This is a genomic window from Actinomadura darangshiensis (assembly GCF_004349235.1).
Lineage (GTDB): Bacteria > Actinomycetota > Actinomycetes > Streptosporangiales > Streptosporangiaceae > Spirillospora > Spirillospora darangshiensis.
This window is the reverse complement of sequence record NZ_SMKY01000234.1, coordinates 1-14,191: the sequence shown is the minus strand read 5'-3', so window position 1 is coordinate 14,191 and position 14,191 is coordinate 1. Positions and strand designations below refer to the sequence as shown.

The window sequence follows — 14,191 nt, the reverse complement described above, 5'->3', positions numbered from 1 at the left end:
CAACACGACCCCGCCCCGCCCCGAACCGGCGCTCTCGTGCCCGTGCCCGTGACCGCGGCCATTTCCGTGGACGTGGCCATGTCCATGACCGTCGTCGGGTTCGTGACCGTCGCCGTGTGCATGCACATGTCGGGAGACAGGGCCGTGGGCGTGGGTGTGGGTGTGGTGGCGGTTGCGGAGGGCACGGCGCAGTAGGAGGGCCCCTGCCACCGTGACGAAGAGGCCGCCGGCTGCGCCTAGCCAGGGGAACAGGGTGTCTACGGCGAGCAGCGATCCGGTCGTCACGAGCAAGCCGAGGGCCAGGACGCCGGCGGTGTGGGTGAGGGTGACCGTCAGGCCCAGTGCCAGGACGTCTCGCGTCCGTCGGCGGCCTTCGCCGATCGCGTGCGCGGCCATGATCGTCTTTCCGTGGCCGGGGGCGAGGGCGTGGAGGGCGCCGAGGAGCAGGGCGATCAGGAATGCCAGGGCGGCGAAGCCGGGTGTCAGGTCGTGGCGGGCGACGAGGGACGTGAACCGTTGCGTGAGCCCGTCGGTGCCGTGCGGCAGCAGCCGCTCGGGTCCGCCGCCGGAAGCCTGGGTGGCGAGCGGCGGCCCGCCGTCCCGCACCTTGAACGTCGCCGAGCGCTGGTCGAGCGGCGAGGAGAGCATGTCCGCGGGGTAGGCGGTGAGGCGCCGGCTGCGGGACGTCTCCGGCGCGTCGGACGCGGCGAGCGTCATCCGGTCGCCCTGCGCGGTGATCTCCCGCCAGCCGATCCGGCCGTCCACGCCGCCGGACCGGAACGAGACCGTCCCCGGCCCGGCGGGCGCGGTGATCCGGCATTCGAGACGCAGTGTCGGCAGCCCCGCCTGCCCGCGCGGCGCCGTGGCGGTGGAGGACGCGACGGACGCGGTGGCGGTCCGTCCGCCCACGGTGATGCGGAACGACGTCGCGGCCCGCCGGCAGGATCCGCCTGCCCAGGCCGCCAGCTCGCCGCCGGACGGACGCCCGTCATGGTCGGTGTCGATCTCCGGCATGGCCTGCGCGGCGGGGATCTCGGCGAGGTCCTCGACGTGGTCGATCCGCAGCTCGTGCGGGGCCGCGACCAGGCCGTCGTAATGGTTGACGGTGAAGTTGCCCAGCGGGTGCGCGGCGAGCAGCCCGGCGGCGAGCGCGAACGCGATCACGGCTTTCCTCCCTGGTCGTGGCGGGCGCTCTTCTCGATCACGTCGAGGTGGCGGAGGAACTGCGGGCGGCGGTATCCCGTCGCCGTCGCCTGGCGGGCGTAACGCAGCGCCTGGGCGTCCTTGCCGTTGACGTGCAAAGCCCAGGCCAGCGCGTCGGCCGCGTGCACGCTGCACTGCCGGACGTCCGCTCCCGGGCACCGCCGCTGGTACTCGGCCCGCGCCGCCCGCAGTGCGGCCTTCGGATCGCCGTGGTCGCTCTCGAACAGGGCGGTCTCCAGATCGGCGTCCACACCGTTGGCCTTCGCGATCCGCGCCCATGCCAGGGCGACCGCGTACTGGCGATTCGCCTCGTCGCGACGTCCGGCCGACTCCAGCAGCTCCCCGTACTCGGTCAGGTACTGCGGGAGCGGCAGCCGCCGGACGATCTCCGCCCGATCGGTGAGCGCGCCCTTGACGTCGCCCTGCGCCGCCCGGACGCGGGCCCGTCCGTCCAACGCGGGCATGGAGCCGGGGGAGAGGCGCAGCGCCTCGGCGTATTCGCGTCCCGCCGAGGCGAGGTCGCCATCGTTCCAGGCCAGCTCGCCGAGCTGCACGGCGATGTAGGCGAGGTCGTCCGGCCCGGTCGCCGACGCTCGCGCCAGACCCAGCACGCGGCGCGCCTCCCGGACCTCGCCGCGCAGCTCGCGCACGTACGCGAGCCGCGTGAAGATCGGGATGCCCGGACGGACGGAGTCGGCGCGCCGGGCGGTGGCCAGCGCGTCGTCGTAGCGGCCCAGCTCGACCAGCGCGTCGACGCGCACGGCGGCGGCCCGCTGCCCGTAGGGGTTCGCCTCGATCGCCCGGTCCGCGTACCGCAGTGCCCCGTGGAAGTCGTGCCGTGCCGCCGCGAGCGCGCCGAGCCCGGCCAGCGCGCCGTCGTTCCCGGGTGCCTCGCGCAGAGAGTGGTGCAGCACGTCGTCGGCTTTCGGGTAGTGAGTCGGGTCGCTGGTCAGCCGGGCCTGCTCCACGTACGCGCCCCCGAGCGAAGCCCAGCCGTCGGCGTCGTGCGGCTGGTCGCGGAGCCGCTGCTGCAGGCCGGCGATGCCGGAGCCCGGGGCCCCGGCGGGGCCGGCCGCGGCCGGCGCCGCGGACGGGCGGCCGAACAGGACCGCCGATCCGAGCGTCAGCGCCGCGGCCAGCCCGGCGGCCGAGACCCCGGTGAGAAGGGATCGCATCAGCCGTGGCGCCGTTTCATCGCGGGGCGCCTGCGCCACCACAGCAGCCCGCCGGTCAGCAGGACCGCGCCCGCGCCCGCCAGGGCCGCAGCCGGCAGTGCGGACAGGATCCCGGACCCGCCGTCGTCCGACGTGCTCTCGGTCGCGCCCGCGTTGAGGAGGTTCACGGTCTTGCCGCTCTTCGTCTTCGCCGCGCCGGACGCCTTCGCCCCGGGCTTTGCGCCGCCCCGCACGTCCGACCCCGAATGGGGCTGCGCCACGTACGGGAACGCCTTCCCGAATCCGGCGTCGTTGGCGTTGACCGCGTCGCCGAGGTCGTTCTTCGTGCCGAGCAGCTCGCCCTCGACGGCCTGCAGTTCGATGTCGACGACGTCGTCGGTGAGCCGCCGCCCGTTCGGGAAGCCCGCCTTGTCGCCGCCGAGCACGCCGAGCCGGTCCGGCTTCGCGGCCGGCGCGACCGAGGTGTTCAGCCGCAGCAGCTCCGCCGGCCGGACGTTCGCCGGCCGGTTCAGTCCCGGCACGCCCGTGAGGAACGCCTGGACGAGGTCCTTGCGCGGCCCGGGCGGCGCGGGGATCTTGTAGATCTTCTCGATCAGCTTCGGCAGTTCAGGATCGGTGACGAACCCGGCGAACTGGGCGTCCTGCCAGGGCGTGGACGCGTTGAAGGTGTCCTTGCGCCCGCGCGGGATGACGACCTCGTTCACCAGCGGGCTGCCGAGCCGCGACACCTGCGCGTACTCGCCGGACGCGGTGAGCCTCGACACCGCCGAGTTCACCCCGATCACCGGGTCGTGCCCCTTGACCAGGTGCTTCGTCGGGATCTGCAGCGCGACCGTGTTGACGTTGTAGCCGCTCAGCGTGTCGTTGCCGACCTCCTTCAGGTTCGCGCCGTACAGCAGGTCGAACACCCGCAGGTCGAGGAAGAAGGAGTCGTCGGCCTGCCCCGCGAACGTGGTCGCCCCGTTCCCGAGCGGCCTGACCGCCTGCCCCCGCAGCTTCGCGTAGTCGGGCATGGACGCCTTGCCCACGTTGGACGGCGCGACCGGCACCCCTTCGGCGAGCTTGCGGGTGCCGTGCACCTGGCCGTCCACCCGCCGGATCAGCGTCAGGTCGTAGGTCTGGGTGAAGTTGAGGTCCGGGTCGTCCAGGCTCGTCACCGGCCCGGTGTTGTAGAGGAACGTGTTCGCGTTCTTCAGCCGGTCGTGGAACCGGAAGCGGTAGGTGAGGTCGGGCAGCGAGTCGCCGTCGTTGTCGACGTTCAGGTCGTAGCGGGCGTCCCGCGCGAACTTGTAGAAGTTGGGCCCGCCCGCCGGGTCCTGGAACGGGATGAAGTTCGCGATCAGCGTCGTCGTGTCCGGCTTGTCCGGGCTGACGAACGCGTACACGTCGGTGTTGTCGTACTGCGGCTGCCCGGAGATGAGCGGCGCCTCGCGGTGGCTGGACGCGCTGCCCTGCCTCGGCGCGAGCCCGGCGAACCCGCCCGCGAGCAGCAGGCCCGCCGCGGCGGCCAGTGCCCCGGCGCGCGTCCGGGACGTGTGGAGTGTCGGCATCGTGGAACCCCTCGCCGGTCTCCGGATGCCCGCCGCGGCGGCGCCGTTCCATGGCGCTGGGCCAGGTCTGCCGCGACGCCGGATCGACCGGTCTCTTCGCCATGCCCGCGGATTCTTCGGGCGCCGCGCGCGATCTGATTGGTCGGCTCCGCCTCCTGACCGGATACGGACTCTTCTGAACCAAACCGCCGTGGCCGACGTCCCGGCGATGCTTGACAATGAGTGAGCGCTCACTCAGAATCGGGCGGACAAGCACCGCGCGAACGCATCCACGCCAAGGAGTGCCCATGTATCCCGAGCTCAACGGAACGGTCGTCGTCGTCACCGGCGGGTCGCGCGGCATCGGCGCCGGCACCGCCCGCGCGTTCGCCGCCGAGGGCGCCAAGGTCGCCGCCATCGGACGCGACCAAGCAGCGCTCGACGAGGTCGCCGAAGAGACCGGCGGAATCGGAGTGGCCGCCGACGTGACCGACCTGGCCGCGATCGAGGCGGCGCGTCACCGGATCGAGGACGAGCTCGGACCGGCCGGCGTCCTGTGCGCCTTCGCCGGAGGCGGCATCGCCCGGCCGGGCCCGACCGCCGCGCTGACCGAGGACGAGTGGCGTTCGGTCCTCGACGGCAACCTCACCGCGACCTTCCTCACGCTGAAGAGCTTCCTGCCCGGCATGCAGGAGCGGAAGGCCGGCTCGATCATCACGATGTCGTCCTCGGCCGGCCGGATGCCGACGAACCTGCCGGGCGGCGGCGGCCGCGAGCTGGGCAACCCGTGGGGCGCGGTGGTCGCCTACGAGGCCGCGAAGGCGGGCGTCCAGGCGCTCACCCGGCACGCCGCCGCCGAGGTCGGCGCGGACGGTGTCCGGGTCAACTGCGTCGCCCCGGGCACGATCCGCACCGAGCGCACCGCCCGGTACATGTCCCCGGAGATCCAGGAGACGGTCGCCGCGTCGCACCCGCTCGGCCGGCTGGGGGAGCCGGGCGACGTCGCGGGCGCCGCGCTCTTCCTCGCGTCCGGCCAGTCCGCCTGGCTGACCGGCCTCACGGTCGACGTCGCCGGAGGCCGCGTCATGCTGTGACCGTCAGGCGACGATCAACAGCGGGTTCTCCAGCAGCTCGGCGAGCCGGGCGAGGAACTTCGCGCCCGTCGCGCCGTCGGTGGCGCGGTGGTCGACCGACAGGGTCACCGCCATGCGCTTGCCGGGGACGACCAGCCCGTCGCGGACGACCGGCTCGTCCCGGACGGCGCCGACCGCGAGGATCGCCGCCTCCGGCGGGTTGATCACCGCGGAGAACGAGTCGACGCCGAACATCCCGAGGTTGCTGACGCTGAACGTCCCGCCGCTCATCTCCTGGGCGGACAGCTTTCCGTCACGCGCCTTGCCCGCCAGTTCCCGGGTCTCCTGGCCGATCTGCGAGACGCTCTTGCGGTCGGCGTCCTTGATGACGGGGACGAGCAGGCCGTCCTCGACCGCCACCGCGACGCCGACGTGGATGCGCTTGTGGAAGAGCAGGTTCTCCGGGGTGTAGGACACGTTCACCGCCGGGTGCTCGCGCAGCGCGGTCGCGACCGCCTTCACGACCAGGTCGTTCACGCTGACCTTCGCCGGGGCGAGCGCCTCGTTCAGCGTCGCCCGGAACGCCAGCAGCGCCTCGGCGTCCACCTCGCGGTTCAGGTAGAAGTGCGGCGCCTCGCGCTTGCTCTCGGTCAGCCGCTTGGCCGCGACCTTGCGGAACCGGTTCAGCGGGACGGCTTCGACGTCCGGGTCCTCGACGGATTGTGCCTGGGCCGGAGCCGCCTGGACGGGCGCCGCCGACGGTGCAGGGGCCGGGGCGGCGGGCGCACCGGCGCGGACGGCGGCCTCGATGTCGGCGCGGACGATCCGTCCACCAGGCCCGGAGCCGGTCAGCGTGCCCAGGTCGATGCCGTGGTCGCGGGCCAGCCGGCGCGCCAGCGGCGACGACGGCGGCCGGGACGCGGCCGGACGCTGCGGCGCGGAAACGGGTGCCTGCGTTACCGGCGCGGGCGCGGGCTCCGCGACCGGCGCGGGCTCGGCGGCGGCCGCGGGCGCGGGCGCGGGTTCGGCAGCGGCGGGCGCGGGCTTGGTGCCGCCCGCCGGGGCGACCACGGCGATCGGGGCGCCGATCGCGGCCGACTCGCCCTCCCCGACGAGGATCTTCTCCAGCACGCCGGCCTCGTAGGCCTCGTACTCCATGACCGCCTTGTCGGTCTCGATGTCGACGATGACGTCGCCGACCGCGACCTCGTCCCCCGGCTGCTTCTGCCAGGAGCTGATGACGCCCTCCTCCATCGTGTCGGAGAGGCGCGGCATGAAGATCTCGGTCATCGGGCGGGCTCCAGGGTGCGGCCGGTCGCGCGGAGCGTGTCGCGGACGGCGGTGAGCAGGGATTCGGCGGACGGCAGCGCCGCCGTCTCCAGGGACTTGGCGTAGGGCAGCGGCACCTCGGCCATCGCGACGCGCCGGACCGGGGCGTCCAGCCAGTCGAACGCGCCCTCCTGGATCGTCGCGGCGATCTCGGCGCCGATGCCGTAGGTGAGCCAGTCGTCCTCGGCGACCACGGCGGAGCCCGTCCTGCGGACCGACTCCACGATCGTCGCCCGGTCGAGCGGGCGCAGGCTGCGCAGGTCGACGACCTCCGCGGACACGCCCTCGGCGGCGAGGGTCTCGGCGACCTCGGCGGCGACCCGCGCCATCCGGGAGTAGCCGATGATCGTGATGTCGGTGCCGGGGCGGGTGACGGCGGCGCGGCCGATCTCGGCGGGCTCGATGTCCTCGACCGCGGCGGGCAGCTCGCCCTTGGTGTTGTAGAGGGCGAGGTTCTCCAGGAACAGCACCGGGTCGTCGTCGCGGATCGCGGCCTTCAGCATCGCCGACGCCTCGGCGGGCGTGCTCGGCGCGACGACCTTCAGCCCCGGGATGAAGGAGTAGAACAGCTCGACGTTCTGCGAGTGGGTGGCGCCGAGCTGCTGCCCGCCGCCGCCCGGCGTGCGGATCACCATCGGCACGCTGGCCTGCCCGCCGAACATGCCGTAGATCTTCGCGGCGTGGTTGACGATCTGGTCCAGCGCGAGCAGCGAGAAGTTGATCGTCATGATCTCCACGACCGGGCGCAGGCCCAGCATGGCGGCGCCGATCGCGGCGCCGACGAAGCCCTCCTCGGCGATCGGGGTGTCCTTGACGCGGCGCGGCCCGAACTCCTTCAGCAGCCCTTCGGTGATCTTGTAGGAGCCCTCGAAGAGCCCGATCTCCTCGCCCATCAGGAAGACGTTCTCGTCCCGCAGCATCTCGGCGCGGAGGGTGTCCCGGAGGGCCTGGCGGTAGGTCACGTTTGCCATGGGGGATGCCTCTCAGGAACCGAATACGGGGTCGGCGGGGAGCCGGCGCAGCTCGCCGGGGACGGGGGTGGCGTAGGTGTAGTCGAACAGCGTGGACACGTCGGGGGACGGGCTCTGGTCGGCGAACGCGGCGGCGGCGTCGATCTCGGCGGTCACCTCCGCGTCCAGCTTGTCGCGGTCGTCGTGGGAGAGGATCCCGGCCTCCTCCAGTTCGAGCGCCATCCGGGCGAGGGGGTCGGCGGCCTTGAGGGCCTCCTTCTCCTCCTTGGACCGGTAGCGGGCCGGGTCGACGACCGAGTGACCCTTCAGCCGCGGGCTCGTGGTCTCCAGCAGGTAGGGCTTGCTCTCGGCGCGGGCGCGCTCGACGGCGGTGCGGGCGGCGTCGCGGACCGCGAGGACGTCGGTGCCGTCCACCCGGGCGCTCTCCATCCGGTACGCGGCGCCGCGCCGGTACAGCTCGGGCTCGGCGGCGGAGTGCTCCACGGTCGTGCCCATGCCGAGGCCATTGTTGATCACGACGAAGACGACCGGGAGGTCCCAGAGGCCGGCGATGTTCAGCGACTCGTGGAACGCGCCGATGGCGGTCGTCCCGTCGCCCATGTGGCACATGACGACCTCGTCGCCGCCCTTGTAGGAGACGGCGAGCGCCGCGCCGGCGGCGAGCGGCACCTGGCCGCCGACGATGCCGTACCCGCCGAGCAGCCGCGCCTCGGCGTCGAACAGGTGCATCGACCCGCCCCAGCCCTTGGACACGCCGGTCGAGCGCCCGTACAGCTCGGCCATGACACGGTCCGCGCTGATCCCCTTGGAGAGGGCGTAGCCGTGCTCGCGGTAGTTCGTGAACAGGTAGTCGGCAGGACGCAGCGCGGCCATCAGCCCGACGACCGTGGCCTCCTCGCCGAGGTTCAGGTGGCAGTACCCGCCGATCTTCGCCTCGGTATAGGCGCGGGCGGCCCGCTCCTCGAACCGCCTGATCAGCAGCATCTGCCGGTAGTAGCCGACGAGCGTCTCGGCGTCCGCCGCCGGCTTCGCGGCGCCGCCCCGCCGTGACGTCTTGGTGCCGCTCGTCCGCCGGTTGCGCGCCGGGGCGGCCTGGACGGTTTCGGTCATCGGCGATCTTCCTCTGCCTCGGGGTGACGCCGTAGGATCGCCACGACGAGCCACCGATCATCATTGATCTATGATCGATCATATTCTACCCGTCAAGGCTCACTTACCGACGCGACGTCTAACATGTAATTTCGTGAACGCGCCGATCCCAGCCCAGCTGCTCCGCACCGGACTCGCCGACCAGATCCGCGAGTTCATCGTGGAGGGCATCAGCTCGGGCCGGTGGGAGCCGGGTGAGCGCATCGTCGAGCGCAGGATCGCCGCCGAGCTCGGCGTCAGCCAGGGGCCCGTCCGGGAGGCGCTGCGCCAGCTGGAGGCGCAGCGGCTGATCGAGTCGCTGCCGAACCGGGGCGCCCGCGTCCGCGAGTTCACCGAGCGGGACCTCGCCGAGATCTTCCCCGTCCGCGCCGGGCTGGAGCGGACGGCCGTGGAGCAGGCGCTGCCCCGCCTCGCCGGCTGCCTGGACGCGCTGGAGGAGCACAACCGCCGGCTCGGCGAGGCCGCCAAGGACGGCGACCTGCACGAGCAGATGCGGCTCAGCATCGCCTTCCACCGCGAGATCGTCGAGACCGCCGGGAACCGGCTGCTCGTCTCGGTGTGGGAGGGGCTCGGCATCGAGCTGTGGACGACCCTGTCCCTCCGCCTGCACCACACGGAGATCTACTCCAAGTCGGCCGAGCACGCGGAGCTGATCGAGGCGTTCCGGCGCGGCGACCCGCGGGCGCCGCAGCTGCTGCACGACCACGTCATGAACTACGCCCCGTAGGGGCGAAGATCACTCCTGCTCGCGGTAGGCCTTGGTGAGCTGCTCTTCCGCGTCGTCGAGGTAGGAGCGCAGTTCCCGTTCGGCCGCCCCGAAGTCACGCCGCGCCAGCAGGTCGTAGATGCGCCGGTTGCGGGCAAGGTAGGGCTCGTGGAACTCGCGCGGCGATCCCATCTCGTGGAAGACCAGGCGCATCTCGGCCAGCAGGTGCTCGATCATCTCCTGCGCCCGCGGGCTGTCCATCAGCGCGACGATCGCCTTGTGGAACATGATGTCGGCGGTGCCGACGTCCTTCCACTTCGCGGCCCCGGCGGCCCGCTCGCCGTCCAGGACGGCGGCCTCCACCTGGCCGAGCGCGCCCTCGGGGGCGTCCGGCGCGCTCCGCACGGCCTCGCACTCCAGCAGGCGCCTGACCCGGTAGAGGTCGGCCAGGGCGTCGGCGGGGACGCGGCGCACGAACGTCCCGCGGTTGAACTCGTGCACGAGCAGCCGGTCCTTGACGAGCATCTGGAAGGCCTCGCGCATCGTGTTGCGCGAGACGTCCATGGCCTTGGCGAGCTCCTTGTCGGGCAGCCGCGCGCCGGGGACCAGCCGGCCGTCGGTGATCTTGGCGCGGAGCAGGTCGGCGATGCGGGCGGCGGTGCTCGACCGGTCCAGGCCGTGCCGCTCCGCCGCGATCTCGTCGAGCCACGGCTCCTGCACCGTCATCGGCCGCCTTCCGGAAGGCGCGGCGGGACGCCGCCGCGGAACGGGTTGTGCGACGCAAGCGTATCCCACCCGGCGGAAAATACCTCAACATAGGGATTGCTGAATTGTTGAACAATCTCTACTCTGACGGAAAGCCGAACGCCTGGAAGGGCCAGCCCCATGACAGATCCAGCCACCCTGGACAAGTCCCCGGCACCAGCGACCCCGTCGCGCCGCGGTGCGCTCATCGGCGCCATGTTCCTGATGGCCACCAGCGCCATCGGCCCCGGGTTCATCACCCAGACCACCGTCTTCACCGCCAAGCTCGGCGCCGCCTTCGCGTTCGCGATCGTCGTGTCCGTGCTGGTGGACATCGCGATCCAGCTGAACGTGTGGCGCGTCGTCGGCGTGTCCGGCATGCGCGCCCAGGAGCTCGGCAACCGCGTCGTGCCCGGCGCCGGCTACGCCCTCGCCGCCCTCGACGTCTTCGGCGGCCTGGTCTTCAACATCGGCAACATCGCCGGCACCGCGCTCGGCCTGAACGCCCTCCTCGGCCTGGACGTCAAGATCGGCGGCGCGGTCTCCGCGCTGGTCGCCATCGCGATCTTCCTGATCAGGCGGGCCGGCGTCGCGATGGACCGGATCGTGGTCGTGCTCGGCGCCCTGATGATCCTGCTGACCCTGTACGTGGCGTTCGTGTCCGACCCGCCCCTCGGCGACGCGCTCAAGCAGAGCGTCGCGCCCGGGACCGTCGACTTCCTGATCATCACCACCCTGATCGGCGGGACGGTCGGCGGCTACATCACCTACGCGGGCGCGCACCGCATGATCGAGTCCGGGCTGACCGGGCGGGAGAACGTCCGCGAGATCAACCGCAGCGCCGTCATCGGCATCCTCGTCACCGGCGTGATGCGCGTGCTGCTGTTCCTCGCCGTCCTCGGCGTCGTCGCCGGCGGCGTCACCCTCGCCAAGGAGAACGCCCCTGCCTCCGCCTTCGAGCACGCGGCGGGCGAGGCGGGAATGCGGCTCTTCGGCCTGATCATGTGGTCGGCCGCGATCACCTCGGTGATCGGCGCGTCCTACACCTCGGTGTCGTTCCTGGTCTCGTTCTCCTCCTTCGTCGAGAAGTACCGCAACCGCATCGTCGTGGGGTTCATCGTCGTCTCCGCCGCCATCTACCTCATGATCGGCACCGCCCCCGCAAAACTGCTGATCTTCGCGGGCGCGCTGAACGGGCTGATCCTCCCGTTCGGGCTCGGCGTGCTGCTGTACGCGGCGGGCCGCCGCCGCGACCTGCTCGGCGGCTACCGGTACCCGGTCTGGCTGCTCGTGCTCGGCGTCGCCGCCTGGCTGCTCTCCCTCTACCTGGGCTGGAACGCCCTGTCCGAGCTCGACGACCTGTGGAAGTGAGGCCGGGGTGCGGATCCTCCCGAGCGGCGACGCGGCCCTGCTGGTCGAACTGCCCGACCTGCCGGAGATGCTCGGCCTGTACGCGGCGCTGACCGCGTCGCCGCCGCCCGGTGTCGCCGACATCGTCCCGGCGGCCCGCACCCTGACCCTGCTGCTCGACCCGTCCGCCGACCCCGCCGCGATCGCCGCCACGGTGCGCGGCACCCGGCCGGGGGAGGCGGACGGCGCCGCCGGCACCGCCGAGATCCCCGTCGTCTACGACGGCGCGGACCTCGGCGAGGTCGCCCGGCTCACCGGACTCACCCCGGCCGGGGTCGTCGCCGCCCACACCGGCACCCCGTGGCGGGTCGCGTTCACCGGGTTCGCGCCCGGCTTCGGCTACCTGGAGGGCGGCGACCCCCGGCTGGACGTTCCCCGCCGCGCCACCCCCCGCGTCCGCGTCCCCGCAGGCGCGGTGGGTCTGGCCGGACGCTTCAGCGGCGCCTACCCCGTCGAATCCCCGGGCGGATGGCAGCTCATAGGACGCACGGAGGCCGTCCTATGGGACCTCGACCGCGATCCGCCCGCCCTGCTCCGCCCGGGAGTCCGGGTCCGTTTCGTCCAGCGGGAACCATGAAGCGGGGGCTGGACGTTCTCCGGACAGGACCCCTGGCGACAGTCCAGGACCTAGGTCGTCCGGGTCACGCGGCGCTTGGCGTGGGGGTGTCAGGCGCCGCGGACCCGGGCTCGCTCCGGCTCGCCAACCGGCTGCTCGGCAACCCCGAGGGCGAAGCCGCCATCGAGGTCACGTTCGGCGGGCTGCGCGTCCGCTGCCGGGGCGGCGTGTTCGCGGCGGTGACCGGCGCACCCGCCCCGCTGCTGGTCGACGGTCGTCCCGAGGCCCCCTGCTCGATCCTCCACGTCCCGGACGGCGCCGAACTCCGGATGGGCTCACCGCCCTCCGGGCTCCGCAGCTACCTGGCCGTGCGCGGCGGGATCGCCGTCCCGCCCGTCCTCGGGTCCCGCTCCACCGACACGCTCGCCGGGCTCGGACCCGCCCCGCTCAAGCCCGGCGACCTGCTCCCCGTCGGACCGCCGCCCGCCGCCCCGCCGCTCCTGGACGTCCTGCCCGTCCGCGCGCCGGCTTCCGGCGACATCGAGCTGCGCGCGATGCCCGGCCCGCGCGACGACTGGTTCGCCCCCGGCGCGCTCGGCACCCTCTTCACCGCCGCCTACACGGTGACCAGCGAGATCGACCGGGTAGGCATGCGCCTGGACGGTCCCGGCCTGAACCACGCGGACCGCGGCGAACTGCCCAGCGAGGGGACGGTCACCGGCGCCCTGCAGGTCCCGCCGTCCGGGCAGCCCGTGCTGTTCCTCGCCGACCATCCGCTCACCGGCGGCTACCCCGTCATCGCGGTCGTCGCCGCCGATGACATCGGACGGGCCGCCCAGGCGCGTCCCGGACAGCGGCTCCGCTTCCGGCCGCATCCCGCGCCGCCCCTAGGAAAGGAGACACCATGACCGCACCCATCGACCCGGGCGCCCTGTCGCCGGACCAGGCCAGGGCCCTGTTCCGGGCCGGCCTGCGCGTGCCCACCTCCGGCTGGTGCGCGGGCTGGACGCAGGCGAACCTCATCGCCGTCCCCCGCGAGCAGGCCTACGACCTGCTGCTGTTCGCGCAGCGCAACCCCAAGCCGTGCCCCGTCCTGGACGTCACCGAACCCGGCGAGGTGTCCGCATCGCTGTTCGCCGGCGACCTGCGCACCGACCTGCCCGGCTACGTCGTCTACGAGCATGGCGAACCGGTCGCCGAGGTGTCCGACGCGACCGGGTTCTGGCGCGACGACCTCGTCTCGTTCCTCATCGGGTGCAGCTTCACCTTCGAGGACGCGCTGCAGGAGGCGGGCGTCCCCGTCCGGCACATCGAGCAGAACCGCAACGTCCCGATGTACCGGACGAACCGGATGTGCCGCCGCGCCGGCGAGTTCGGCGGCCCGCTCGTGGTGTCGATGCGTCCCGTCCCGGCCGCGCAGGTCGCCGACGCCGTCCGGGTGACGGCCCGGTACCCGTCCGTCCACGGCGCGCCCGTGCACGTCGGCGACCCCGTCGAACTCGGCATCGACGACCTCGGCGCCCCCGACTTCGGCGACCCGGTCGACGTGCGGGTGGACGAGATCCCCGTGTTCTGGGCGTGCGGCGTGACCCCGCAGGCGGCCGTGATGGCGTCCCGCCCGAAGCTCGCCATCGGGCACGCGCCCGGCCACATGGCGATCACGGACGTCCGCGACACCCGGTACCTCGTGCCCTGATCCGGCATAGGCTGCGTCCATGCCGGACATCGTCGCCCCGGGCGACCGCCTCGGGGAGCGCTACCGCCTGGAGCACCCCCTGGGCACGGGCGGCATGGCGACGGTATGGCGCGCCGTCGACCTCGTCCTCGACCGCGCCGTCGCCGTCAAGGTGCCGAACGAGGGCCGGCCCGAGGAGTTCGCGCGGCGGCTCCGCCAGGAGGCGCAGGCCGCCGCGGCCCTCACCCACCCGAACATCACCGGTGTCTACGACTACGGCGAGCACGAAGCCGGCCCGGTGGGCTGGCCCGGCCACATCCCCTACGTGGTCATGGAGCTGCTGGACGGGGAGACCCTGGCGACGCGGCTCGCGCGGGGCCCGCTGCCGTGGCGCGAGGCGGCCGGAATCTGCGCGCGCATCGCGGACGCCCTGGCCGCCGCCCATGCCGCGGGCATCGTCCACCGCGACATCAAGCCCGCGAACGTCTTCCTCACCGCGGTCGGCGTGAAGGTCCTGGACTTCGGCATCGCCTTCACCGGGACATCCGGCGGCCCGGTCCTCGGTACTCCCGCCTACGTGGCGCCCGAGCTGCTGACGGGCACGTCCCCGACCCCCGCGGCCGACATCTACTCCCTGGGCGTGGTCCTCCACGAGTGCCTGACCGGTGCGC

At 73.0% G+C, this 14,191-nt stretch carries 14 protein-coding genes; 7 read left to right on the top strand and 7 right to left on the bottom strand.

The window, feature by feature from the left end; translation table 11 throughout:
• From E1293_RS34815 to E1293_RS34805, 3 genes are all read right to left on the bottom strand, one after another.
• Positions 1-1,164, bottom strand: a 1,164-nt coding sequence (locus E1293_RS34815) for a sulfite exporter TauE/SafE family protein (protein WP_132202283.1), incomplete at its 3' end; no start/stop codon positions are given.
• Complete coding sequence (locus E1293_RS34810) at positions 1,161-2,378, bottom strand: tetratricopeptide repeat protein (protein WP_132202281.1); 1,218 nt, start codon at positions 2,376-2,378, stop codon at positions 1,161-1,163. The genes E1293_RS34815 and E1293_RS34810, both read right to left, overlap by 4 nt.
• Positions 2,378-3,928, bottom strand: coding sequence for a DUF4331 domain-containing protein (locus E1293_RS34805; protein ID WP_132202279.1), 1,551 nt, complete (start codon positions 3,926-3,928; stop codon positions 2,378-2,380). The genes E1293_RS34810 and E1293_RS34805 overlap by 1 nt, the downstream gene beginning before the upstream one ends.
• Before the next feature lie 287 nt (positions 3,929-4,215).
• Between E1293_RS34805 and E1293_RS34800 the strand changes: the two genes are divergently transcribed.
• Positions 4,216-5,001, top strand: coding sequence for an SDR family NAD(P)-dependent oxidoreductase (locus E1293_RS34800; protein ID WP_132202277.1), 786 nt, complete (start codon positions 4,216-4,218; stop codon positions 4,999-5,001).
• A gap of 3 nt (positions 5,002-5,004) precedes the next feature.
• Here E1293_RS34800 and E1293_RS34795 read toward each other — a convergent pair whose 3' ends face one another.
• Genes E1293_RS34795 through pdhA form a run of 3 tightly spaced genes read right to left on the bottom strand, consistent with a single transcriptional unit; the run spans position 5,005 to position 8,390 of the window.
• On the bottom strand, positions 5,005-6,270 hold the full coding sequence (locus E1293_RS34795) for a dihydrolipoamide acetyltransferase family protein (protein WP_132202275.1): 1,266 nt from the start codon (positions 6,268-6,270) through the stop codon (positions 5,005-5,007).
• Positions 6,267-7,280, bottom strand: a complete 1,014-nt coding sequence (locus E1293_RS34790; protein WP_132202273.1) for an alpha-ketoacid dehydrogenase subunit beta — start codon at positions 7,278-7,280, stop codon at positions 6,267-6,269. Before E1293_RS34790 ends, E1293_RS34795 begins: the two co-directional genes overlap by 4 nt.
• Positions 7,281-7,292: 12 nt before the next feature.
• Positions 7,293-8,390, bottom strand: coding sequence for a pyruvate dehydrogenase (acetyl-transferring) E1 component subunit alpha (gene pdhA, locus E1293_RS34785; RefSeq protein ID WP_132202271.1), 1,098 nt, complete (start codon positions 8,388-8,390; stop codon positions 7,293-7,295).
• A gap of 133 nt (positions 8,391-8,523) precedes the next feature.
• On the opposite strand from pdhA, the gene E1293_RS34780 reads away from it, so the two are divergent.
• Positions 8,524-9,156 carry a GntR family transcriptional regulator gene (locus E1293_RS34780; RefSeq protein WP_243716976.1) on the top strand — a complete coding sequence of 211 codons (633 nt, stop codon included), beginning with the start codon at positions 8,524-8,526 and terminating at the stop codon, positions 9,154-9,156.
• Between the two features lie 9 nt (positions 9,157-9,165).
• Here E1293_RS34780 and E1293_RS34775 read toward each other — a convergent pair whose 3' ends face one another.
• Positions 9,166-9,861, bottom strand: a complete 696-nt coding sequence (locus E1293_RS34775; RefSeq protein ID WP_132202267.1) for a GntR family transcriptional regulator — start codon at positions 9,859-9,861, stop codon at positions 9,166-9,168.
• 159 nt (positions 9,862-10,020) lie between these two features.
• On the opposite strand from E1293_RS34775, the gene E1293_RS34770 reads away from it, so the two are divergent.
• The 5 genes from E1293_RS34770 to E1293_RS34750 form a co-directional block, all read left to right on the top strand.
• Positions 10,021-11,250 carry an NRAMP family divalent metal transporter gene (locus tag E1293_RS34770; RefSeq protein WP_132202265.1) on the top strand — a complete coding sequence of 410 codons (1,230 nt, stop codon included), beginning with the start codon at positions 10,021-10,023 and terminating at the stop codon, positions 11,248-11,250.
• A 7-nt stretch (positions 11,251-11,257) separates the two neighbouring features.
• Positions 11,258-11,866 carry a 5-oxoprolinase subunit B family protein gene (locus E1293_RS34765; RefSeq protein WP_132202263.1) on the top strand — a complete coding sequence of 203 codons (609 nt, stop codon included), beginning with the start codon at positions 11,258-11,260 and terminating at the stop codon, positions 11,864-11,866.
• Complete coding sequence (locus tag E1293_RS34760; RefSeq protein ID WP_132202261.1) at positions 11,863-12,753, top strand: 5-oxoprolinase subunit C family protein; 891 nt, start codon at positions 11,863-11,865, stop codon at positions 12,751-12,753. Before E1293_RS34765 ends, E1293_RS34760 begins: the two co-directional genes overlap by 4 nt.
• Complete coding sequence (locus tag E1293_RS34755) at positions 12,750-13,541, top strand: putative hydro-lyase (RefSeq protein WP_132202259.1); 792 nt, start codon at positions 12,750-12,752, stop codon at positions 13,539-13,541. The genes E1293_RS34760 and E1293_RS34755 overlap by 4 nt, the downstream gene beginning before the upstream one ends.
• A 19-nt stretch (positions 13,542-13,560) precedes the next feature.
• Positions 13,561-14,191: serine/threonine-protein kinase (locus E1293_RS34750; RefSeq protein WP_132202257.1), on the top strand; the 631-nt coding region annotated here is incomplete at its 3' end.

Excerpts from the sequence above, each read along its gene's own strand:
- E1293_RS34770 (WP_132202265.1), top strand. The coding sequence starts at position 10,021 with ATGACAGATCCAGCCACCCTGGACAAGTCCCCGGCACCAGCGACCCCG.
- E1293_RS34755 (WP_132202259.1), top strand. The coding sequence starts at position 12,750 with ATGACCGCACCCATCGACCCGGGCGCCCTGTCGCCGGACCAGGCCAGG.
- E1293_RS34775 (WP_132202267.1), bottom strand. The coding sequence starts at position 9,861 with ATGACGGTGCAGGAGCCGTGGCTCGACGAGATCGCGGCGGAGCGGCAC.
- E1293_RS34795 (WP_132202275.1), bottom strand. The coding sequence starts at position 6,270 with ATGACCGAGATCTTCATGCCGCGCCTCTCCGACACGATGGAGGAGGGC.
- E1293_RS34800 (WP_132202277.1), top strand. The coding sequence starts at position 4,216 with ATGTATCCCGAGCTCAACGGAACGGTCGTCGTCGTCACCGGCGGGTCG.
- E1293_RS34790 (WP_132202273.1), bottom strand. The coding sequence starts at position 7,280 with ATGGCAAACGTGACCTACCGCCAGGCCCTCCGGGACACCCTCCGCGCC.
- pdhA (WP_132202271.1), bottom strand. The coding sequence starts at position 8,390 with ATGACCGAAACCGTCCAGGCCGCCCCGGCGCGCAACCGGCGGACGAGC.
- E1293_RS34805 (WP_132202279.1), bottom strand. The coding sequence starts at position 3,928 with ATGCCGACACTCCACACGTCCCGGACGCGCGCCGGGGCACTGGCCGCC.
- E1293_RS34760 (WP_132202261.1), top strand. The coding sequence starts at position 11,863 with ATGAAGCGGGGGCTGGACGTTCTCCGGACAGGACCCCTGGCGACAGTC.
- E1293_RS34810 (WP_132202281.1), bottom strand. The coding sequence starts at position 2,378 with ATGCGATCCCTTCTCACCGGGGTCTCGGCCGCCGGGCTGGCCGCGGCG.